Origin of the sequence: Fictibacillus sp. 26RED30 (assembly GCF_015903845.1) — a bacterium.
In the GTDB taxonomy this organism is placed as follows: domain Bacteria; phylum Bacillota; class Bacilli; order Bacillales; family Fictibacillaceae; genus Fictibacillus; species Fictibacillus phosphorivorans.
In genome coordinates, this window is record NZ_JACZDV010000003.1 from 396,822 (window position 1) to 418,661 (window position 21,840).

Annotated in this window: 17 protein-coding genes, 15 tRNA genes and 1 rRNA gene; 3 read left to right on the forward strand and 30 right to left on the reverse strand. The window is 40.1% G+C overall.

The window, feature by feature from the left end:
- Positions 1–3: 3 nt before the first annotated feature.
- The 6 genes from IHV11_RS17920 to IHV11_RS17945 all read right to left on the reverse strand — a co-directional run bounded on the left by IHV11_RS17920 (position 4) and on the right by IHV11_RS17945 (position 6,225).
- Positions 4–663, reverse strand: a complete 660-nt coding sequence (locus IHV11_RS17920; RefSeq protein WP_197195741.1) for an HAD family hydrolase — start codon at positions 661–663, stop codon at positions 4–6.
- 74 nt (positions 664–737) lie between these two features.
- Positions 738–1,592, reverse strand: coding sequence for a ComEC/Rec2 family competence protein (locus IHV11_RS17925; RefSeq protein ID WP_197190864.1), 855 nt, complete (start codon positions 1,590–1,592; stop codon positions 738–740).
- A 395-nt stretch (positions 1,593–1,987) separates the two neighbouring features.
- Positions 1,988–3,154 carry a sporulation protein YhbH gene (gene yhbH / locus IHV11_RS17930; RefSeq protein WP_197195742.1) on the reverse strand — a complete coding sequence of 389 codons (1,167 nt, stop codon included), beginning with the start codon at positions 3,152–3,154 and terminating at the stop codon, positions 1,988–1,990.
- 203 nt (positions 3,155–3,357) lie between these two features.
- Positions 3,358–3,531, reverse strand: coding sequence for a hypothetical protein (locus tag IHV11_RS17935; RefSeq protein ID WP_197126785.1), 174 nt, complete (start codon positions 3,529–3,531; stop codon positions 3,358–3,360).
- Between the two features lie 32 nt (positions 3,532–3,563).
- Positions 3,564–4,139 carry a signal peptidase I gene (lepB, locus tag IHV11_RS17940; RefSeq protein WP_197126784.1) on the reverse strand — a complete coding sequence of 192 codons (576 nt, stop codon included), beginning with the start codon at positions 4,137–4,139 and terminating at the stop codon, positions 3,564–3,566.
- A gap of 190 nt (positions 4,140–4,329) precedes the next feature.
- The gene (locus tag IHV11_RS17945; RefSeq protein ID WP_197195743.1) at positions 4,330–6,225 is read right to left on the reverse strand and encodes a PrkA family serine protein kinase; all 1,896 of its coding nucleotides are present in this window, start codon (positions 6,223–6,225) and stop codon (positions 4,330–4,332) included.
- A gap of 170 nt (positions 6,226–6,395) precedes the next feature.
- On the opposite strand from IHV11_RS17945, the gene IHV11_RS17950 reads away from it, so the two are divergent.
- Together IHV11_RS17950 and IHV11_RS17955 are read left to right on the forward strand one after the other, a co-directional pair.
- The gene (locus IHV11_RS17950; protein WP_197195744.1) at positions 6,396–8,234 is read left to right on the forward strand and encodes a transglycosylase domain-containing protein; all 1,839 of its coding nucleotides are present in this window, start codon (positions 6,396–6,398) and stop codon (positions 8,232–8,234) included.
- 44 nt (positions 8,235–8,278) lie between these two features.
- Positions 8,279–8,563: a hypothetical protein gene (locus IHV11_RS17955; protein ID WP_197195745.1), complete on the forward strand. Its 285-nt coding sequence runs from the start codon at positions 8,279–8,281 to the stop codon at positions 8,561–8,563.
- Between the two features lie 299 nt (positions 8,564–8,862).
- Here the strand turns inward: IHV11_RS17955 and IHV11_RS17960 are convergent, their stop codons facing one another.
- The 5 genes from IHV11_RS17960 to queG form a co-directional block, all read right to left on the reverse strand.
- On the reverse strand, positions 8,863–9,384 hold the full coding sequence (locus IHV11_RS17960) for a DUF5366 family protein (protein WP_197195746.1): 522 nt from the start codon (positions 9,382–9,384) through the stop codon (positions 8,863–8,865).
- Positions 9,385–9,702: 318 nt separating this feature from the next.
- Positions 9,703–10,176, reverse strand: coding sequence for a tRNA (uridine(34)/cytosine(34)/5-carboxymethylaminomethyluridine(34)-2'-O)-methyltransferase TrmL (gene trmL, locus IHV11_RS17965; protein ID WP_066391226.1), 474 nt, complete (start codon positions 10,174–10,176; stop codon positions 9,703–9,705).
- 85 nt (positions 10,177–10,261) lie between these two features.
- Complete coding sequence (locus tag IHV11_RS17970) at positions 10,262–11,143, reverse strand: amidase domain-containing protein (protein WP_191754641.1); 882 nt, start codon at positions 11,141–11,143, stop codon at positions 10,262–10,264.
- Positions 11,144–11,211: 68 nt separating this feature from the next.
- Positions 11,212–11,748, reverse strand: a complete 537-nt coding sequence (locus tag IHV11_RS17975) for a methylated-DNA--[protein]-cysteine S-methyltransferase (RefSeq protein WP_066391224.1) — start codon at positions 11,746–11,748, stop codon at positions 11,212–11,214.
- Positions 11,749–11,810: 62 nt separating this feature from the next.
- Positions 11,811–12,953: a tRNA epoxyqueuosine(34) reductase QueG gene (gene queG, locus IHV11_RS17980; RefSeq protein ID WP_197195747.1), complete on the reverse strand. Its 1,143-nt coding sequence runs from the start codon at positions 12,951–12,953 to the stop codon at positions 11,811–11,813.
- Positions 12,954–13,026: 73 nt separating this feature from the next.
- Between queG and IHV11_RS17985 the strand changes: the two genes are divergently transcribed.
- Positions 13,027–13,683, forward strand: coding sequence for a B3/B4 domain-containing protein (locus IHV11_RS17985; RefSeq protein WP_197195748.1), 657 nt, complete (start codon positions 13,027–13,029; stop codon positions 13,681–13,683).
- Positions 13,684–14,019: 336 nt separating this feature from the next.
- Here the strand turns inward: IHV11_RS17985 and IHV11_RS17990 are convergent, their stop codons facing one another.
- The 19 genes from IHV11_RS17990 to rrf form a co-directional block, all read right to left on the reverse strand.
- On the reverse strand, positions 14,020–14,697 hold the full coding sequence (locus IHV11_RS17990; RefSeq protein ID WP_197195749.1) for a coiled-coil domain-containing protein: 678 nt from the start codon (positions 14,695–14,697) through the stop codon (positions 14,020–14,022).
- Positions 14,698–15,129: 432 nt separating this feature from the next.
- On the reverse strand, positions 15,130–17,586 hold the full coding sequence (locus IHV11_RS17995) for a YhgE/Pip domain-containing protein (RefSeq protein ID WP_197195750.1): 2,457 nt from the start codon (positions 17,584–17,586) through the stop codon (positions 15,130–15,132).
- Between the two features lie 190 nt (positions 17,587–17,776).
- Positions 17,777–19,963 carry an ATP-dependent helicase gene (locus IHV11_RS18000; RefSeq protein ID WP_197195751.1) on the reverse strand — a complete coding sequence of 729 codons (2,187 nt, stop codon included), beginning with the start codon at positions 19,961–19,963 and terminating at the stop codon, positions 17,777–17,779.
- A 124-nt stretch (positions 19,964–20,087) separates the two neighbouring features.
- Positions 20,088–20,172 (reverse strand) — tRNA-Leu (locus tag IHV11_RS18005).
- A gap of 26 nt (positions 20,173–20,198) precedes the next feature.
- Positions 20,199–20,273, reverse strand: a tRNA-Cys gene (locus IHV11_RS18010).
- Between the two features lie 12 nt (positions 20,274–20,285).
- A tRNA-Gly gene (locus IHV11_RS18015) sits at positions 20,286–20,360 on the reverse strand.
- Positions 20,361–20,419: 59 nt separating this feature from the next.
- Positions 20,420–20,494, reverse strand: a tRNA-Gln gene (locus IHV11_RS18020).
- A gap of 9 nt (positions 20,495–20,503) precedes the next feature.
- A tRNA-His gene (locus IHV11_RS18025) sits at positions 20,504–20,579 on the reverse strand.
- 14 nt (positions 20,580–20,593) lie between these two features.
- Positions 20,594–20,667 (reverse strand) — tRNA-Trp (locus IHV11_RS18030).
- A gap of 17 nt (positions 20,668–20,684) precedes the next feature.
- Positions 20,685–20,769 (reverse strand) — tRNA-Tyr (locus tag IHV11_RS18035).
- An 82-nt stretch (positions 20,770–20,851) separates the two neighbouring features.
- Positions 20,852–20,927, reverse strand: a tRNA-Thr gene (locus IHV11_RS18040).
- An 8-nt stretch (positions 20,928–20,935) separates the two neighbouring features.
- Positions 20,936–21,011 (reverse strand) — tRNA-Phe (locus IHV11_RS18045).
- 44 nt (positions 21,012–21,055) lie between these two features.
- Positions 21,056–21,131: transfer RNA gene (locus tag IHV11_RS18050), tRNA-Asp, on the reverse strand.
- 89 nt (positions 21,132–21,220) lie between these two features.
- Positions 21,221–21,297, reverse strand: a tRNA-Met gene (locus tag IHV11_RS18055).
- A gap of 27 nt (positions 21,298–21,324) precedes the next feature.
- Positions 21,325–21,400 (reverse strand) — tRNA-Val (locus tag IHV11_RS18060).
- A 24-nt stretch (positions 21,401–21,424) separates the two neighbouring features.
- Positions 21,425–21,499, reverse strand: a tRNA-Glu gene (locus IHV11_RS18065).
- A gap of 27 nt (positions 21,500–21,526) precedes the next feature.
- A tRNA-Ser gene (locus tag IHV11_RS18070) sits at positions 21,527–21,618 on the reverse strand.
- Between the two features lie 4 nt (positions 21,619–21,622).
- Positions 21,623–21,697, reverse strand: a tRNA-Asn gene (locus tag IHV11_RS18075).
- A 10-nt stretch (positions 21,698–21,707) separates the two neighbouring features.
- Positions 21,708–21,823: ribosomal RNA gene (gene rrf, locus IHV11_RS18080) — 5S ribosomal RNA — on the reverse strand.
- Positions 21,824–21,840 lie beyond the last annotated feature (17 nt).

Genomic DNA, 21,840 nt, shown 5'->3' on the forward strand with positions numbered 1-21,840 from the left:
TCTTTATTTATTCTCTGCCTGTTTAATAAGTGAAGCAAGGCTCAACTCTGCTAAGGATTCCATCTGATGATCAACATCGTTAAAAGTCATATGTTTTGTAACGGGGTTGGGGATCGCTACACAATATAGTCCTGCTTTTTTAGCTGCCATTGATCCATTTATAGAGTCTTCAAACGCGATGGCTTCGTGAGGTTTTATATCTAAGGCTTTAACCGCTTCAAGATAAAGAGCAGGATCAGGTTTAACTCTTTCAACATCATCTGCTGTTTTAATCACTTCGAAATGATGCTTCAATCCGATTCTCCCTAAATGCTCTTCTACCCATGTTCGCGAAGAACTTGATGCAAGACCGATTTTTAAGCCGAGTTCTTTTGCAGCTTCGAGATAATCAAGAATACCTGGAAGTTCCCGTTGTTCGGAAATCAAAGCAAGAGCACGTTCCGTCTTTTTTGCTCTTAGCACATCATGATCAAGTTTTTGATCAATTTGTCTCTCTAAATATTCGTAAGGATTAAAATCAGAATGGGTACCGATGCATTCTCCCCAAACTTCGAGCGGTAGATCGCTTCCATGTTCCTGATACAACTCTTGAAACGCGTTATAATGTTGCGTTTCTGTATCTAGAATCGTTCCATCAAAATCAAATATCAATGCCTTGATCACGGTTAACCAATCCCATCTTAAGCGTTTTATACTATTTTCTTAAATAATTATAAAAGACGCAAGAAAACCGATTTTTAATGAAGGACATTCGTTCTAAACATAATCTTCTTCCCATTGCTTGTGGCGATGATCGCCCCTAGCTGATCTGTCCGATAGACTGTCATCTTTCTATTGTCTAAACGATACAATACCTCTTTTGATGGAAACTGATAAGGGTTATTCCTTCCGACCGAAATCACTGCCGTTTTTGCTTTTACTTTTTTCAAAAATTCCATCGTTGTACCCGTATTAGCTCCATGGTGACCCAATTTAATTACATCTGCTTTAACACCACCACGTTTTAAAATCTCTTTTTCTTCTTCAGCACCTGCATCTGCCATGAGAAGAAAATTCTTTTTGCCATGTTTGATCTTGATCACCGCTGAGTAGTCGTTGATGTGCTTATAATACGAACCCTTTGGAGCCAGCATCTCTACTTTTACAGAGAAGCCCATCTTAAAATTCACACCTGCTTTTGCGCGATCTACGGGGATTTGTTTTTCATTGATCACGCGAAATAGGTCATGATAATATTTTGTGTCGTACGGTAGGTTCGGCATGTAAAGTACACTCACTGGAAACGCCCGTATCACATCATCCAACGAACCAATATGGTCATGATGCGGATGAGTAGCTACAACGATATCTAAATGCGTAACGCCTTCTCTTTCTAAATAAGAGATGATCTTCTCTCCGTCATGTTCATCTCCACCATCGATTAGCATCGTTTGACCGTTTGGCGCTTTAATAAGGATACAATCAGCTTGCCCAACGTCTAAAAAGTGAATCGTCAATGGATCAAACCAGTCAGCTCGAGCTTTATGAGGAACAATAGTTAACATGAGCATCAAGCTCAAACAGAAAACGGCAAACTTGTTAATGGTTTTCAATTCTCACACCCCTTTACATCCATTTTTTCGTCCATAATGCGTAACCTTAGTTATATGTAATTATGTTGAATTCAACAACAAAACCCGCCATCCAATACATGGATGCGGGCGTTTTGGTTTTTTATGAATAGTCGTTCTCTAAAAGCTCATTCCTAATTGAATATTGTCTGGAATTATATCTATAATGTTCTCTTCTAAAAGAATGCTGCTATCGAATTTTTTACTTCATCGACAAGTTGATCGGAGTGTAAGATGCGAGACTCCTGCGGGACAAGCGGTCAGGTGAGACCCTTAAAGGCACAAAGTGGCAAGGGGCTCACCGCCTGCCCAGCGGAAAGCGAGCATCTGAAACGGAGATCAACCACTTTCAAGTACATCAATGAATACAACTGGCCTTATGCGTTCACTTCATTCTTCTTAAAAAAGCTCTTCATAGCATGATACACATCAGCTTTTTCTTTTAGAATATAATGACTAAACTTCGGATTATCCATATTCTTATACACACTCATCAACGTCGAATGCCGGTTATACGCGTTCACTTCACCATATCCAAACATGTTAGAGTGCTCCATAATTTGTTGAACGAGTTTCACACATCTTGCATTATCACTCGTAAGGTTATCTCCATCAGAAAAATGGAACGGATAAATGTTATAACGATTCGATGAATATTTCGTCTCGATCAACTCAAGCGCCTTGCGGTAAGCAGACGAACAGATCGTTCCTCCACTTTCACCTTTGTTAAAGAAGTCTTCCTCTGACACGACTTTTGCCTCCGTGTGATGCGCGATAAATTCAATCTCTACTTTCTCATACTTCGATCGCAAAAAGCGTGTCATCCAAAAGAAGAAACTTCTCGCCATATACTTTTCCCAGATTCCCATCGAACCTGAAGTATCCATCATAGCGAGGACGACGGCTTTTGATTCAGGTTTGACGACTTCGTTCCATGTTTTAAAGCGAAGGTCATCATTATGGATAGGAGCAACACTCGGCTTTCCAATCAAAGCATTTCGTTTGAACGCAGTTAGAATCGTTCTCTTTTTATCCACGTTCCCCATGAGCCCTTTTTTGCGAACATCATTAAATTCGATTTTTTCCATTACGATCTGATCTTGTTCTTTTTGTTTGAGGTTAGGCAATTCTAGTTCTTTAAACAGCATTTCTTCCAGCTCTAAGATAGATACTTCTGCTTCTGCATAGTCGACACCTGGTTTGTCGCCTGCAGGTCCCTTGCCTTTTCCGGCCCCGCTCTGTCCGGCACGTCCATCTCTGGCTACTACATCCCCCACCTGACTATCTCCATCACCTTGGCCTACGTGCTTGTTTTTGTCGTAGTTGTATCGGATTTTGTATTCATCCATAGAACGGATTGGAATCTTAATCACATCACGCCCGTTGGATAGAATGATATTCTCTTCACTTATCAAATCCGGCAAGTTGTTTTTAATGGCTTCCTGCACTTTTTCCATATGCCTTTGATGATCTTGATATCCTTTTCGGTGGAGGGACCAGTTTTCCTGAGACACAACAAAATTGTTCTTTTCCGGCTCGCTCATCGTTTTCCCCCTCCAAAGCAGCAAGAGTCAATGCTGCTTGTTCTTGATCAACCCGGGGCATAACTTGCTTGTAACAATCCGCTATTATCAGAAAAAAAGGGTTGGTTACACTATCATATGCACGTACTTCTTAGAATTGCTAAACTTTCATGATAAAAAAGCCCTCTTTTCTAAAAAAGAAAAGAAGACTTTGTTTTGATAATTTATTTATTGTATTCTTTCTTGTCGTGTTGCTGTGGGTCGGGCGTTTTCCCGCTTTTGCGGACTTCCTCATTTGTAGAAACGTGCTCCATCACTTTTCCGTGTTCTTTCATTTCCTCAAAGTTAGATGCCATTGAACTGTTTTTTCGTTTAGGTTCATTATTTTGTTTTGTCATAGGGATTCACCTCTTACTGAATTTTTCCCCATTTATTCCTTTTTAAAACCATTAAAAACTTTCAGCTCATCCATCGGCCAATAACGAATATTAGCTTCACCGACGATATCAGACATCTCAACAAAACCAATATGACGGCTGTCGATACTGTGAAGCCTGTTATCACCAAGTACAAAGATTTTTCCTTTCGGAACCGTATCGAGCCCTGTAATCTCTTCTAATGTAAAGTTGCCTGTGAGTGTCCGGTTACCGGCAAATCGTTTAAATTCTTTTAAATAAGGTTCTGCAACAGGTTTGTTATTGATATATAACTTGTCGTCTCGGTAAGCAATATGATCACCAGGAAGACCAATCACTCGCTTAATATAGTCCTCTTCAGGATTAGCCTTAAAGACGATCAGATCAAATCGTTCTGGCTGGCTTATTTCATACCCTATCTTATTTACGATCAGCCGGTTTCCATTTTGGATGGTCGGCATCATAGACTCACCGTAAACCACATATTGCTCAATCAAAAACTTTTTTATAATAATAGCTAGAATAAGTGCAACACCAATTGCTTTTATCCAATCCATTAATCCGTTTCTTTCTTTTTTAGTCGAGCTCATCGGGCTCACTTCCTTTAGTTAGCTTATTAGTATCAATTTACCATTTTTAAGTAAGTAAATACAAGTTCAATTATTTTTAACATAAATACGATTGTAAACTCTACTCTGTAATTTGTTTAGTTTCCCCTAAATTTCTGTAAAAAAACACACCCTGACAGCCTTAATCGTGTCCTGGGTGTGTTTCGATATTTTATCGGTTCAATAAACTTCCTACGTATCTTAGTAGTTCGTTGGCACTAGTTGTATTATAGCCGTGTTCATCCACTAGACGTGCGATGACCTCATTAATCTTTTTCAGTTGTGACTCATCAGGGGTTTTGGATGATGTAGTGATTTTTACAACATCTTTAAGATCCGCGAATAATTTCTTTTGAATCGCTTCTCTTAACCGCTCATGAGAATTATAGTCAAATTTCTTTCCTTTTCTTGCATAAGCAGAGATTCTAATTAGAATTTCTTCACGGAATGCTTTTTTCGCATTCTCAGAGATTCCGATCTGCTCTTCGATCGATCTCATTAATTTCTCATCAGGACTCATCTCTTCACCAGTAAGCGGATCGCGTAATTTATTTTTATTGCAATACGCCTCCACATTATCCAGATAATTGTCCATAAGCGTTTTCGCAGACTCTTCGTACGAGTAAACGAACGCTTTTTGAACTTCTTTTTTCGCAATATCATCGTACTCTTTGCGAGCTGCCGAGATAAAGTTAATAAACCTCTCTTTATCTTCCTTTGATATGGATGCATGATGATCAAGCCCGTCTTTTAATGAACGCAGAACATCTAAAGCGTTGATAGAAGGTGTTTCTTTGCGAATGATCGCCGATGATATTCGGTTGATAACATAACGCGGATCGATACCAGACATACCTTCATCAGCAAACTCTTTCTTCAGTTCCTCAAGGTCAACATGGTTGAATCCTTCTACGATCTCACCGTCATACAACCGCATTTTCTTTAAAAGATCCATTCCTTGTTTCTTCGAATCCTTCAATCTTGTTAGCACAGAGAATGTTGCGGCCACTCTTAATGCGTGCGGCGCAATATGAACATGAGACATATCACTCTCTGAGATCATCTTGGCGTAAATCTTTTCTTCCTCTGAAACTTTTAAATTATACGGAACGCCCATTACGATAATCCTTGAGTGCAGGGCTTCGTTTTTCTTATTCGCGATAAACGACCTGTATTCTGATTCGTTCGTATGCGCGACAATTAATTCATCTGCTGAGATAAGTGCAAATCTCCCTGCTTTAAAGTTTCCTTCTTGCGTAAGAGAGAGGAGATGCCATAAGAATTTTTCATCACACTTCAGCATTTCCTGAAACTCCATCATTCCTCGGTTAGCTTTGTTCAGTTCTCCATCAAAGCGATACGCACGTGGATCTGATTCTGATCCATACTCTGCAATCGTGGAGAAATCGATACTTCCCGTTAAGTCAGCGATATCTTGTGACTTTGGATCGGAGGGACTGAACGTACCGATCCCTGTTCGCTTATCTTCTGAGAAGAAGACTCGCTCTACCATAACATCTTCAATGCGATTGTCATATTCGTGTTCTAGCCTCATCGTGTTAAGAGGAGATAAACTTCCTTCTACTCGAATACCATAATCATTATAAAACTCTTTTCTTAAGTGCTGTGGAATAAGATGCAGTGGATCTTCGTGCATCGGACAACCTTTGATCGCATAAACTGCTCCCGCAGGTGTTTTTGTGTATGACTCTAATCCTCTTTTAAGCATTGTAACTAAAGTGGATTTACCACCGGATACTGGTCCCATCAACAGTAAGATACGTTTGCGAACATCAAGACGTTTAGCAGCAGGATGAAAATACTCTTCAACAAGTCGTTCGATTGATTCTTCTAATCCAAAAATCTGATCGCTGAAAAAATGATACACCTTTTGACCATTTTTTTCTGAAATGCCAGCATCTTTGATCATGTTGTATACTCTTGAATGCGCAGACTGGGCAACAAATGGCCGATCTCGTAAAATATCAAGGTATTCAGCGAAGGTACCTTCCCAGGCTAAACGCTGTTCTTCTTCACGATGCAGTTGGATTCTTGATAAAATATCCATGAGTACCTCCTTGATTGTATTGGCTCCATCAAGTGTTAATCTACTCTATGCGGGGATGTCCGTAATCATTCTGTTTGTATAGCGATTTTTATTTAAAAAAGTTGGAATCCCCATTTGCATAGTCATGGTAAAATATGTTTATCCTTATGTTTTGAAACGGAGAAAGCCTTATGAATCAAAAGCTTGGCCTTGTTACAGTGCTACTATTGCTCAGTATCGTGTTCTTTTCATTTATGGGTTTAAGAAATGAACACGAAAACTATATTCCTTTTCAAAAAGCGATTTCTTCACTTGCTCAAGTGGAGAATATGAAATTAGCTGAAAACAGTCGCCTCCTCGATCGAAACGGTGATTTTCTTTATGAGTTCAAGAGTAATGAGAGCCGCATTTATCTTGATTACAACAAAATTCCTGCACCTGTGCGACAAGCTTTCATCGCAACGGAAGACCAGGGTTTTATACAACATCATGGAATCGATGGAAAAGCGATAGCCCGAGCTTTTATTACGAATTCTACAGCAGGGTCTGTTCAGCAGGGCGGCAGTACGATCACACAGCAGCTCTCACGCAATCTATTCCTAACACACGAACGTACATATGACCGAAAATTAAAAGAGCTATTAATCTCCTACAAAATCGAACAACAATTATCGAAAGAGAGAATCTTAGAGCTTTATATCAACTCGATCTATTTTCAAAATGGCGTATATGGCATCGAAAAGGCTAGTCGATATTATTTCAGTAAGCCAGTGGATTCACTTTCCGTAGCGGAAACAGCACTGCTTGCAGCCATTCCAAACAATCCAAAGTTGTATAATCCTTTAACAAACTTTGAGAACACATTGAAACGGCAAAAGTGGATTTTATTGAAGATGAAGGAGCAAGGATACATAACAGAAGCCACTTATGAAGCATCACTTAAACAACACATTAAATTAAACGTTTCACAGCCTGCCGTTCCCTATCCTGAAATTATAGGGTACGTAAAAGAAGAACTTCTAAGTTTATTAGCGGCCGCTCCTGCTAATAAAGGACTGACAGCAGATGAGCTTCTGGTAAAACGAGATCAGCTATTAACAAGCGGTGTTATCGTTGAGACTGCATTAGATCCTAAGCTGCAAAAAGTAGCAGTGCGTGCTGTGAATAGCAGGCTGCCCTATAACGACGTAGAAGGATCTGTCGTAATTATCGATCATGTTTCAAAACAGATCGTCTCTATAGTTGGCGGAAAGAATGTTGCGTTGGAAGAATTTAACCGAGCTCATCAAGCGAAAAGACAGCCGGGTTCTTCAATAAAGCCGCTTCTCGTCTACGCCCCCTATGTTGAAGTATTCGGTGCAAAATCACACTCGCTCATTTCTGCTGCAAGAATTTGTGAAGGCAACTATTGTCCTAACAACTATGGAGGGGCTTCTTACGGTACAGTCCCCTTAAAAAAAGCGATGGCGAGTTCGATCAACACAGCGGCTGTCCGAGCGCTAAGGAAAACAGGAGTGAATAAGGCGTTTTCTTATTTGCAACCATTTAACTTTTCGTCTTTAACGAGAGAAGATTATCAGCTCGCAAGTGCACTTGGCGGATTTTCAAAAGGCTTTTCCCCGCTAGAACTTACAAGTGCGTATACTGCTTTTAGTTCTGATGGGACTTATGTAAAACCTAGGTTGATCACTTCTGTAAAAGATAAGAACGGAAAGGTGTTATATGCTTGGAAAGAGCAACCTGTTTCTGTTTGGAGTGAAAAAACAAATAACGTGATGCGTGAGATGCTCCAAGCCGTAACGATTTCAGGAACTGCAAGAGATGCTCGATTTAAGGGTTCAACGTATATAGGCGGAAAGACAGGAACAACAAATAACGTGCACGATCTTTGGTTTATCGGGCTGACAGATCGTTATACAGCAGGCGTTTGGGTTGGACGAGATACACCAAGCAGTCTTCGGTCTATTGAGAGTGCGTCTCCCGGAGTCATGATTTGGCGAGATATTATGATAAAAGCACATCAAAATTGAGATGAAGCATGCATTATAAATAAAAAAGAGTTGGAGGAGTAGTAATGTGGGTAATATTTGGGCTTATTGCAATAGTTGTAACTTTTATAAATCTTTATATGTATGCATCAGGTAAAGATTATAAGCTCGCTATGGCGTTAGGATTATCATTTACAGCATTAACACTTTGTGCAGATTACAGTTATGTATCTCGATGGGTAAAAGCGGAAGATTGGGCGGCTTTATCGGATGTAGTACCTGGTATGGCAAGGGCATTATGGCTTTTGACAATTGTTTCTATCTTACTAAATATGGCACCAATATTTTTAGAACGAAGACGTAAGAAATAAAGGTGTATTATCACAACAAACTGGAAGCGATTGTTGAGTAATGAAACAAAGTAAAAAAGGCTTAAGAGAGAAAACTCTCTAAGCCTTTTTTGGTGCAGAAAATGTCGTGATTTTCATTGTGATTGCACACCTCATAAGTATAACCGCTACTACATTAGTGGCAGGGTTTTAGCTAGCACTTGTATACTGATAAAATGGTATTTAAAAGTAATCTAGCGTAATTCGGCGAGATATCTTATTTATCCCGCTAGTTTTTGAGATATTTCCGCGAGTCTACAATTTCCGAACTAGATAACCATTCAGGTAATTGCTGCCACGAACGCATTATACAAACGCATAACCGTATAAACAACAAGTAGCCCGAAACCTGTCCAAAAGAATAAGTGCAGAAATACCATTCCCATGATACCTATCGTTGATAAACTTGAACTGATCCGCAATAAGAATTGAAAAAAATACAAAAGAGATGAAACAATAAAAACGACACCTATCAGCAGCACGGATTGGTTCAGCGCGATCGCAAGCATACCACCAACAAAAAAGTACCAGCTTCCGCCTTTTCCTTGCTGAAGCAGTGTCCCTTCCGTATCTTTTGAAAAAAAGAACAGACTGAGGTGCGTTAACGTGTCAGACAGCAGCTTAAGAGCAGCAAATATCATAAAGAACAACAGAAACAAACAAAAGCCGATCGATAGGTGAATCACATGATCTTCAAATAATTCTTGCATCCCCTGGTACACACCAAAGTATGTAAGCTTATCGATAAAAAGTCTTTCAAAATAAATGGCAAACCCCGAGCTGAACAGAATAATAGAAAACAAGGGAAGATACCCTGTCATATATACATTTTTCTTCATCTATGCTTGCACGAATCCCCTCAAATTGTTAAATTTCAGCAGAAATACATTCCCATGAAAACCGTTTTCATTTATAATAAGAAAAGATACTGGAAAGAATAATATTACTTTCAAAGGAGGAGTTCAAATGGATTTTATCCTCATCCTACTCGTGATGCTCGCCTTCCTGACTGCCATCTTTACAGCAGGCTATAACGATCGTCCTGGAAAAAACTAATCCATATACATATGGAAGTAAAAACGTCCCTTTTTCATCAGGACGTTTTTTTATTTTTGCTTATTCTATTTCAACTCTCCAAAACTTTGTTGACGCAATGCTTCATAGATTAAGATCGCAGCCGTATTCGATAGGTTCAATGAACGAATGTGTTCATTCATCGGGATACGCAGACACCTCTCCATGTTCGCATCAATCACTTCACGCGGAAGTCCCTTCGTTTCTTTTCCAAAAACAAAGAAAACATCCTTCTCTGAATCAGAGTAATCGAAATTTGAGTACGTCTGTTCACCGAATTTGGTGATATAGTAAAACTCCCCGTCTGGGTATTCATTATAAAAAGCATCCAATGAATCATGATGAGACAATTTTACATGCTCCCAATAATCAAGGCCAGCACGCTTTAAGTATTTGTCTTCTAAAGAAAATCCAAGTGGATGAATAAGATGCAGATGTGCACCAGTTCCTGCACATGTACGTGCGATGTTTCCTGTGTTTGCAGGAATTAACGGTTCGAATAAAACAACATGTATAGCCAAAAAGCTCACCTCAAAAACAATATTCCAACAAGTACTTATTATAGCACTTTTTTTGGAATATCACTCTCTGAAGGCAAGCTTCTTCTTAAAGAATATGAAAAAATTTATATTGAATGCGCTTCGTGTACGCCGTTGAATCTTCATAACCCCAATATCTCATTCTGCTGTTTGTTGTATGAGCATTTACGAGTGGTTCTCCAGAAGGATCCTTTGCGACCACAATCGTCGTATGTTGATAATGGCCATCTCCATCAAAGTCATAACAGATTACGTCTCCCGGCAAAAGAAGATGCGCCGCTGATTTCTCTTGCGCTTGAAGACTAGATTTTGAGCCGCTCAAATACCATCTCATCGCATTGGCTACTGACCAGCTATAGCTCCAAGAGTTGTTTCGCATCCACCAGCCCTTCGATTTAATAGATTGAGAAGTCATCGGTATGCCACCTGCATGAAGACTTTGAGAAATATAGTTCGTGCAATCATTCTCAAAAGATTTATAAGCCGGATTAAACGTATTCCACCATCTCTCTGCATAACGTACAGCAGCAAGTCTATCATAACCGCCCTTCGTTGGTGCGATCGATTCGTTCTCCCGCTCGATCTTTGGAAGTTCTCTGTAGTTTCCTTCCACATTGACAGGTTCATCGCTTTTCATATCACCATCTTGAAAAGTAGCACGTCGCTCTTGAGAGATCTCTTCCACATAGAAATCAAACCCGTGTTTGATTAAGAAACTATAATGCACCAAATAATCTACCTGAACCTTATCTTCGGACTCCGTCGTTCGTAAGACACTTCCATTCGTTTGATTGTTTACAATAAACGCATTTCTATCGGTATACATTTGTTTTTTTCGAATGAAGCTCTCTTGTTCTTCTCGTAAAAAGTAACCTCGTCCGTCTGCATCTGCATGTATCATCCATTGAGATTGGTTTTGGATATAAGCTTTAAGTGTTTCCATCCACATCAGACATCCCTCCTGCTTCTACTAACATATGAGTGGGATATCAAAAAAAAGAACCCTTTAAGGGCTCTCTAGGATGTCTTCTTGCAGCTATTCTGTTCGATCGATAACAATATTTCTTTTTTATCTAATCCCCCACCATAGCCTACAAGTGCTCCATTACTTCCAATCACTCGGTGGCATGGAATAAAAACAGGTACGGGATTTTGGTTGTTCGCGCTGCCTACAGCTCGAACAGCCTTAGGTGCACCAATGCCTTGAGCCACTTCCTTATACGAACAAGTTACACCATAAGGAATACTCGTAAGCTGGTTCCATACCTTTTTTTGAAAAGCGGTACCAAATAAATCATAGTTCACGCTAAACTCATGCAGGTTGCCTGCAAAGTAAGCGTGCAGTTGTTGAACGGCATCATCCAATCGTTCTGGAGAGTGTATAAGTTCTCCCTTAATAAAATGTTTCGCCATCCATGAACGTAAAGTTGGAAGGTTATCCTCCATTGAACCAAAATCGAGACGGCAGATTCCGTTCTCTGTTGCAATGATTGTTAACGGTCCGATTACGCTTTCCATTTCTTCGTAATAGAGTAACGTTTTAATCTGACACATAATTATCCCTTCTTTTCATTACTTGACCTTACTATATCGGACACTTCAAACATATGCGATTACTAAATTTCTTGATTTCGGACCATTTTCAGTCCCTTTTCAATCTCTAACGTGACCAAATCGTCTTTTTCACGCTCTTTTGCAGATAATAGTTCCAATTCCGCATCTTTCCCGCTAATCTTACCAATGGCCCATGCTGCAGTTCCTCTTATTACTGGTCGAGGATCAGTATGGAGCAACGTAACTAAATCTGAAATTGCACTTTCATCTTTAAAATGAGCTAAAGCGATAATCGCATTTCGCTGAATAGGCTTTTTCCCTCTCCAGCTACCCGAAACATGGACGAATTTTTCTTTGAACTCTCTATTGCTCATCGACAACAATGGCTTTAAAAGAGGTTTTGCAATCTCTGGGTCAGGTTCCATTTCCACATGATGATGAAAATCTTTTCCCTTATTTTCAGGGCAAACTGTCTGACACGTATCGCATCCATATAAACGGTTACCGAGCTTATCTCTATACTGATCAGGCAGGAATCCTTTCGTTTGCGTCAAAAAGGCGATACATTTGGACGAATCAAGCTGTCCTCCCTGTACAAGAGCATTAGTCGGACATGCATCGACACATTTGTTACACGAACCGCACTGATCTTCCATTGGAGTGTCTGCAGGAAACGAGATGTTTGTAATCATTTCTCCGAGATACATATAAGATCCAAACTCCGGAGACATGATCGCACAGTTTTTGGCACTCCATCCGATCCCCGCCCTTTCAGCTACAGCACGATCAGACAGTTCTCCTGTATCTACCATCGATTTCACAGTGGCACCTGGAATTTTTTCTATAATAAAAGCTTCTAGTAATGAGAGCTTTTCTCTTAATATATGGTGGTAATCTTTACCCCATGATGCTCTGCAAAAAATTCCTCTCCGCTCTCCTCGAACACTTCTGGGAGCATCTTTCATCTTGGAGGGATATGCAAGAGCGATCGAAATAATACTGGAAGCTCCCGACAAAAGCCGATCAGGCTCTGTTCTTTTTTCAATATCACTTTCTTCGAATCCTGATTGATAGTTAAGGTCTTGCTGTAATCGGAGACGTTCTTTGAGCTCAGCAAATACATCAGCATGTGCAAAACCAATTTTGTCGATTCCGATTTCTTTACTATATGCAACGATCTCTTCCTTCAACTGGGCACTTGTCACGCATATCCCTCCTTTACATTTATTTTCCACAATTATGATAAACTACAATTACATAAATAAGAAACGGGGTTACATGATGATCACAATTAATCCTAAACTAAACGAACTTGTCCCGAATTTTAAAATAGGCACAATTACATACCATAATATCGCGATTAGCGAATCACCGCAAATGATTAAAGGCAGGTTCCAGCTATTTACAGAATCCTTGCGACTTGAAGAAAGAAATGCTGCCGATTACCCTGGTGTCACAGAATATCGAAAAGTGTTCAAGTCATTAGCAATTGATCCTTCCCGATATCGTCCCGCTTCAGAAGCATTGTTGCGACGGGTGTTAAGCGGCAAGGACCTACCCCCGATCAACTCTGGCGTCGATGTAAACAACTTCTTCTCTATTCGATTTGGGATACCGATCGGTCTTTATAACCTAGATAAGATTCAAGGTGACGTGCAGATTGATCTTGGTGACGCTGAAGATACCTATGAAGGATTAAACGGACGTGAGATGAATATGGAAGGCAAGTTACTGTCTAAAGACGAGGTTGGTGCCTTTGGCAGCCCAATCGTTGATTCTAAGCGCACGATGGTGGATGAGAGTGTTAAGAATGCGCTGCATATCGTGTACCTGCAGCCATCTATGGATAAGAGTGAAGCTCATGAACTCTTGGAATCTATGGCCAAGATGTTCACTCAAGTGAATGGTGGGAGTGCTGAGATTCAGGTGATTTAAACAGTTGTTTAAATACGAAAAGCTCATTTGGCTACAAGTTATTATTAAATACAGCTGATGTCGAATGATGTAGACTCGTCGATATAGCATGCAAACTCGTCAATATAATGGGGAAATTGGTGAATATATCGTGTAAAAGTTTCAATAAAATAGGCAAACTCGTCAATATATAATAATTGCGCTTTATAAAACAAAAAAATGCAGGGCTTCATTGGATCAACGAAGCCCTGCATTAAAACCTACAACTAACTTGTTCTATATATAAGCAGCAAGTAGGACATTTATGACAAGTTCTTTTAAACTTCCTTTAAAAAATTCACCTGCCTAACTTCTTTATTACTCTACTAACGTATATCTCACAGACAATGTTGCTTCAATCTCGTCCCCTTCATCCAATTCAAACACATATTCTGGAAGAAATAAATCATCTCCTCTGCCTAAGATGATATTGACTTTACTTCCTCCGTTCACAAAGTAATTTCCAAATCCATTAACGGGCTCTACTTTATATCTCCCTGGAGCTATGTCTTTACCCACTATAAAAACGCCGGCTACTAATGTTCGTGGCTCCTTCTTCTTAATTAGAATGCCTTTATTTAATGTATCAAGTTCATTTTGTTTATTTGCGATCTCCCCGCTAAGTTTTTTCAATTCATCTTTCTTTGCATTTACTTGAGTACCTAACTCATCCACTTCTTTTTGAATCGCTTCTTTTTGGCCTACCATCTCAGTAACTTCATCAAACCGTATTTGAAGCCCATCCAATTCAGCTTGTTTACTGCTTTCCTCTTCTTCCATCGCTTCAACGTTTTCTTCTATACTTTCTAACTCTTTCTTCCATTCTTTGATCTCACCATCAATTTCACCTGCTACAACTTTTTTATCTTTGAGAAGAACAGAAGCTTTGTTGTAACCTATTGCGTGCGCTGAAAAAGCGGTAATTGCTACTAAAACCAGCGCCAGTAAGCTAAGGTAGACCCACTTCTTCTTAAACATCGATAATTCCCACTTCATAAAATCTCCCCCTTTTGATGAGATATGTATGGCTTTGGAACTATTTTATTTTCTTGAAAAAACAATATGCTTTTTCATAAAAATAAAAACCCCTTAAAAAAGGGGAATATTATCCTATCTATAAATATCGAAATAATACAAGTATAGAAAATACAAAAAGGATGATCATGACCACTAACAAGCGAAAAGATTCAAAAAGCCTAATCATCAGCCCATTAATCATATGCATGTAGTGAAAAATATCAGCCGTAATAAAGAGGATTGAAACGAAGGAGACGGTAATTAAAATCAGGCAGACTGTGGCACGCCGGTCTCTATACATCAGAGAAATAACCTCCTTTACACCTACATATTCAGTGTACAAGAAGAAGATTCAAAAAAAGTTCCCGGCAAAGTGTGCCAGGAACTTTTTATAACACTATGAAATGTTTATCAGCCAGCTAAATCTAGATTTTTCGGTTGGCTTTTTGTTTTTGAAAACATATAGACTGCGATCGACAATAAACTAAAACTTAATAGATAGATGAACAACACACCCACATTTGAAAAAGCAGAACTTGTGCTATCTAACGAGATCAATGCTTTAAACCCTGCTATTGAATACGTGAACGGCAAGAATTCACTTAATGCACGCAGGTTCTCTGGCAGCATATCGATCGGCAAGTTAGCACCCGTCGTTGAAAGCTGTAAGATCACTAAAGCGAACGCAATAAAACGTCCGATGTTTCCTAACGACGCAAACAATAAGACAATTCCTGTAAATACTAAACTTACAAAAACCGCAAAAGTTATAAAGCCCAGTGGGTTTCCAGTCTTCACATTTAAGACAAGTAAAACGACTGTTGAAAGAAGTAATGCCTGTACAACAGCAAGTGCACCTAGGTTCATGAATTTAGCACCGAACCAAGAGAATGCTGAAATTCCTTCAGGCTTCTTAAAGTTGATGAACATAGACATGATTAAGATGCCCACAAACAACGCTAATGAAAGAACATAAGGAGCTGTTGAATCACGATAGAGTGGATATTTATTAACCGTTTCACTCTTCAATTCAACAGGAGAAGAAAACATGCTCAAATTCTTATCATCTGCCGCTTTAATCGCTCCTGTTTTTTCGGCACCATCCTTAAGGCCAGATGATAGCTCGTTACTACCATCATTTAATTTCCCTGCACCATCATTTAATTTTGTAACACCTTCCGTTAAGTCGCCCCAGCCTTTTTCAACTGTTGCATTTCCGTCACTAACTTGTGACATACCAGCGTTAATCTTTGTTGCACCGGATGTCAGATCACGCCACCCTTTTTCTACAGAAGAGTTACCAGCTGATACTTGAGTTGCACCATCATTAAGCTGTGATGCTCCATTCGTAAGAGATGTCCAACCTGTGTTGACCGATTGGTTTCCTGCTGCAATCTGCGAAGTTCCTGCGTGCAGCTCTCCTACCTTACCTACCATCGTGTTCCAGCCACTCTCGATAGACGCTGTCCCTTGTTGAAGCAGAGGCACCTTTTGACTTAATGTCGCAACCCCGTTATCCACTGACGTTTGGCCGGCAACTAGCTGGTTTACCCCATCAGCCACAGACTTTGGATTAGGTTCAGCATTTGTCGTGAAGGCTCCTGCTATTTTTGCAGCTCCTTGACCTAGTGCCTGGAGCTTTTGTGCTTTTGCAGGATCAGTTGCAGCAGCCGTAATAGCTTGGCTCTTACCATAGATCGTCATGAAAGCTGAATCATTTGCAAGTTCAGGGTGTTGCTCTAAGTATGCCTTTAGATCACTTGATAATCCTTGCAGCCCTGCACCTAGCTTTGCAGATTCATCTGCCACTTGAGCAACACCTTGCGAGATCTGTTGTGTTCCAGGAGCGATTTCATTCTTGATCGCTGTTTGAACACCTTTTAGCCCTGTTAAGATTCCCGTGGTTCCTGCTTTTAGTTGCGGTATGCTGTCTCCAAGTTGTCTCGCACCTGCCGCTAAGTCTTTAACTCCTGATTGTTTATCTTTTAAATTTTGTAATAAAAGTCCTGTTCCTTCATTCGCTGCAGCTGAGCCTGCCGCGAGCTTCGAAATATCACCTGATTTAGATTGAAGGGACGAAAGCAGTTCTTTCGTACCAGCACTTAGTTGCGATGAACCGTTAGCTAGTTTACTAATATCCGGCTGTTTCGCTGAAAGAGAGCTTGCCATTTGTCCGACACCATTTTGAAGTTCTTTTGCTCCACTTGCTAGCTTTGAAATGTCAGCAGCTTTATTTGTAAGCGATTGCAAAAGTGTGTTTGTTCCATCACGAAGATCTGTCATCCCTGTATTTAATTTTGCAGATCCATCTGCAGCTGATTGAAATCCTTCAGATACATCACCGAGGCTGGCAAACATATTGTTAGCATACTTCTCTGTAATCTTATCCCCTAGTTTTTCTCTTAGCTTTTCGGTCGCACTTCTTGTCACTTGAGCTGCCATGAAGTTTAATCCTTCGTTTTGAATATACGTAAGTTGAAGCTTCTCTGGATTATCGCTTAAAACGGTTGTTACTCTTTGTGAGAAATCCTCAGGAATCTCGATAACCATATAATATTCCAGACTATCAAGGCCTTCTTTAGCCTCCTCAGCACTTACAAATTCCCACCCGAGATCTTTTCCTTTCTTTAAGTCTGCTACTAGATCCTTCCCTACATTGATCGGTTCATCGTCCGATAATGCACCCTTGTCCTTGTTGACTACCGCAACAGGCAAGTTCGACAAGTTGTCATACGGTCCCCATTTTGGTGATAGAAGTATACCACCATAGACGACCGGTACAAGCAACGCGGCAATGACTGAGATCAGCAGACCCTTTTTACCTGCCAACTTCGCCATTTCTGCCATAAACAAACGAAAAGCGTTCATCCCTTTACCCCCGTTCTCCCCAAAAATAAATACATTCTGTAAAAATGAACAGGTATTCACTTCTACTAGAATGTATTATTCGAAAGAGACAAGAATAAATCCTTCTTATTTATCAGAAAATTGTAAAATATTAAATAATAATAAGGTAGTAAGTCCTGTTATAATGTAAGATTAGATAAATAAATGTATATTAAGTGTGAATCAACGGCTCTAATAGTCCCATATCTAAACAGGTGCTGATTGATAATTTCTTTTCTTTGGATTGAAAGGTTAACGTCACGAATTCTTCACTGAGCTCAGTTATTTCTCCAGGTCCAAATACACGGTGAGTAATGGTGAGACCAACTTGTAATTCTTCCTTCTTTTTAATACTATTCGGATTGTAAGGAACGCCATTTATCTTTTTCACTTGCTTTTTTATGGGTTCAGATTTCATCAATCTTGTCGGATCTAATATGTTTTTTACATCCGTAACAAACACAGACTCTTCAACTTTTTTCCCATCTCGATATGGATACGTAACTAAGGTTAATTGTTTCTTGGCACGAGTCATCCCTACGTAAAATAACCGAGCTGCTTCTTCTAACAATAGATGGTCCGTGCAATCTTCTTTAGATGGTATGATCCCATCCACTACATCAATCATATACACTTTCTCAAATTCGAGCCCTTTAGCACTATGAAAGGTGGAAAGTGTTATAGCGTCATGCCCCTTTTTCCTTTTTGCAGTCTTCAAAACGACTTCAAGATGCTTCAGTCGTTTAGCAAATTCCTCTAGGCTTTTAAGATCTGTTGCAATTTCTTCTAGTGTGTTTAAGATGCCCACTAAATAATCCATTCGAAAGCCAAGGCTCTTACTGATCTTTTCAATTGCCTTGTCGTAACCTAATCTATCTCTGATCACTCGTATAGCTCCAAGAGGCTTTATATTTTTCATTTCTTTAAACGTTTCTTTACTTGTCTTCAGAAGTTTAACTTGATAATCCTGCAATTTCACATGATTTAGCAGATTATCAAATACAGAATCGTTATTGTTCAATTGCTTTAAAGCTAGCATCTGTTGCTTGGTTATATAACCATTAAACTTCAAATGAATTTTTTCTAAAATGTCTGGCCGCTTATCGGTAAAGGCCATACGCATAAAATTCAATATATCTTGAACCACCCAATGTGAAAAGAAACGATTATCGGCATCTTTCATATAAAAAGGAATTCCTGCACGATCAAAATCATTCATCAAACCAATGGATGACGAATTATTTCGATATAAGATGGCGATTTCTTTTATATGAACATCGTCATTAAGTTCCTGGACCAAGTATTTTGATTGTTCCTTAAAATTCACGAGATGTTTCACTTCAATCGGTTGCTGCGAAGGATTTTGAGTGAACATATTTTTTTCATATCTATTTTTATTTCTTTTAATGAACGAATTAGCAACGTTAACAATTTCCTCAGATGAGCGATAGTTCTGCTCCATAAACAAAATAGATGCATCACTGTACTTTTCCTTAAATTTAAGTAAATAGGAAGGCTCAGCACCTCTCCAGCTATAGATGGATTGGTCATCATCGGCCACAACACATAAATTTCTATGAGTAGAAACCATTTTTTCTATAATGGAATGCTGCACAAGCGACGTATCCTGACTTTCATCCGTTAAGAAATAGTCGTATCGGTTTTGATAGTGACTTAGCAACTTCTTATCCTTTTCTAATATGTCGTTACTCATCGTGAGCATATCATCAAAGTCTAACAATACATGATGCGGATCAGAACGCTTGAGTTCTTCATATTGTTTAAATATCTCTTCAGCCTGCGAAACATCACAAGAAACCTCTGACCACCGTTCGATAGGTATCACCTTATTTTTAATGTAACTGATATAGGTAGTCAGCTCATCCATTTGATCCTCGGTTATGTTCTCCCCTACAACAGACTTAAATAAATGCCTCAGCATAAGTTTTTTGTTGTATTGAAAGTTTCCTGCAGATCCTGCTTTTTCATCTGAATCGTGATCACCCTCTATAATTGTAAAAGGGATACCCAACTTTCTATAATGATTCCTGACTACCTCAAAAGCAAAGCTATGAGTGGTCGAAAAGTCCACAGAAGGGAGATCAGGATAAAATTTTCCGAAACGCTCTTTCATATCATTGGCTGACGCCTTACTGAACGTAACAGCCTTTATACGAGAAGGATGTATTCCTTTTTCCATAATTAAATAACCGATTCTCATAATGACTGTGGTTGTTTTTCCAGAACCAGGTGAAGCAAGTAATAGAAGGGGTCCTTCTGTCTTCATAACAGCATTCTTTTGAACATCATTTAAAATAATGCCTAGATCATTTTTCATTTTATCGAAGAAATCTCTCATTGATCAGTACCCTTTCGTAACTTGAATATATTCATCGTTAATTGAAGTATAAAGTTTAAAAGCAAATAAAAAAACTCCCCACAAAGGTGAGAAGTCTTAAGTTTAAATGTTAAGTTAAGTAAAATGGTACCGGTGGTCGGGGTCGAACCGACACTCCAGAAGGAACACGATTTTGAGTCGTGCGCGTCTGCCAATTCCGCCACACCGGCATTTGAATCTTTTGAATTGGAATATATGGAGGCGGCACCCGGATTCGAACCGGGGGATAAGGGTTTTGCAGACCCGTGCCTTACCACTTGGCTATGCCGCCAGAAAACAAAAATGGAGCGGAAGACGGGATTCGAACCCGCGACCCCAACCTTGGCAAGGTTGTATTCTACCACTGAACTACTTCCGCAAACATTTAATTAACTTATAATATGTTGTTAAAATCATCTTATGTTATAAAAATAAAAATGGCTGGGCTAGCTGGATTCGAACCAACGCATGTCGCAGTCAAAGTGCGATGCCTTACCGCTTGGCTATAGCCCAAAATTTAAATGGGGCGGACGAGGGGAATCGAACCCCCGAATGTCGGAACCACAATCCGATGCGTTAACCACTTCGCCACGACCGCCACAGTATTAAAATTGGCAGGGGCAGTAGGAATCGAACCCACACCAAAGGTTTTGGAGACCTTCGTTCTACCTTTAAACTATGCCCCTATATAAGGAATAAAAGATGGTGGAGGGGGACGGATTCGAACCGCCGAACCCGGAGGGAGCGGATTTACAGTCCGCCGCGTTTAGCCACTTCGCTACCCCTCCACGAATGAAGACAGGTTTTATTATAAAACATAATCACCCTGTTTTTCAATAAGTTTTTTGTTCCAATTCAGGAAGAAAAAACTGGTGCCGGCTAGAGGACTTGAACCCCCAACCTACTGATTACAAGTCAGTTGCTCTACCAATTGAGCTAAACCGGCAAAAAAAATGGTGGCTCGAGACGGAATCGAACCGCCGACACGAGGATTTTCAGTCCTCTGCTCTACCGACTGAGCTATCGAGCCAAGAAAAAAATCTTGGTGTTGTAAAGCCACCGTTTAAATAAAAATGGCGGACCCGACCGGGGTCGAACCGGCGATCTCCTGCGTGACAGGCAGGCATGTTAACCACTACACCACGAGTCCATTTATGAAATAAAATTGGTTGCACCCTAAGGGCACTACAGATATTTCATGGTCAAGAAGTAATCTCGACGTTGTCCATGAAAAAAAATTGGTTGCGGGGACAGGATTTGAACCTGCGACCTTCGGGTTATGAGCCCGACGAGCTACCAGACTGCTCCACCCCGCGATGATATAAATATGATATAAAAGTTTATGGTGGAGGATGACGGGTTCGAACCGCCGACCCCCTGCTTGTAAGGCAGGTGCTCTCCCAGCTGAGCTAATCCTCCATATTTAAAATCGTTATGTATAAGTGGTGACCCGTACGGGATTCGAACCCGTGTTACCGCCGTGAAAGGGCGGTGTCTTAACCGCTTGACCAACGGGCCAGATTTTTGAGCTAGAGAGTATGTATCTGGCGGAGAGCAAGGGATTCGAACCCTTGATACGGGGTTGACCGTATACACGATTTCCAATCGTGCTCCTTCGACCTCTCGGACAGCTCTCCAATATGGCTCCACAGGTAGGACTCGAACCTACGACCGATCGGTTAACAGCCGATAGCTCTACCACTGAGCTACTGTGGAATATGTATTGGCTCAGCGACGTCCTACTCTAACAGGGGGAAACCCCCAACTACCATCGGCGCTAAAGAGCTTAACTTCCGTGTTCGGTATGGGAACGGGTGTGACCTCTTTGCCATCATCACTGAACCAAATTATATTGAGAG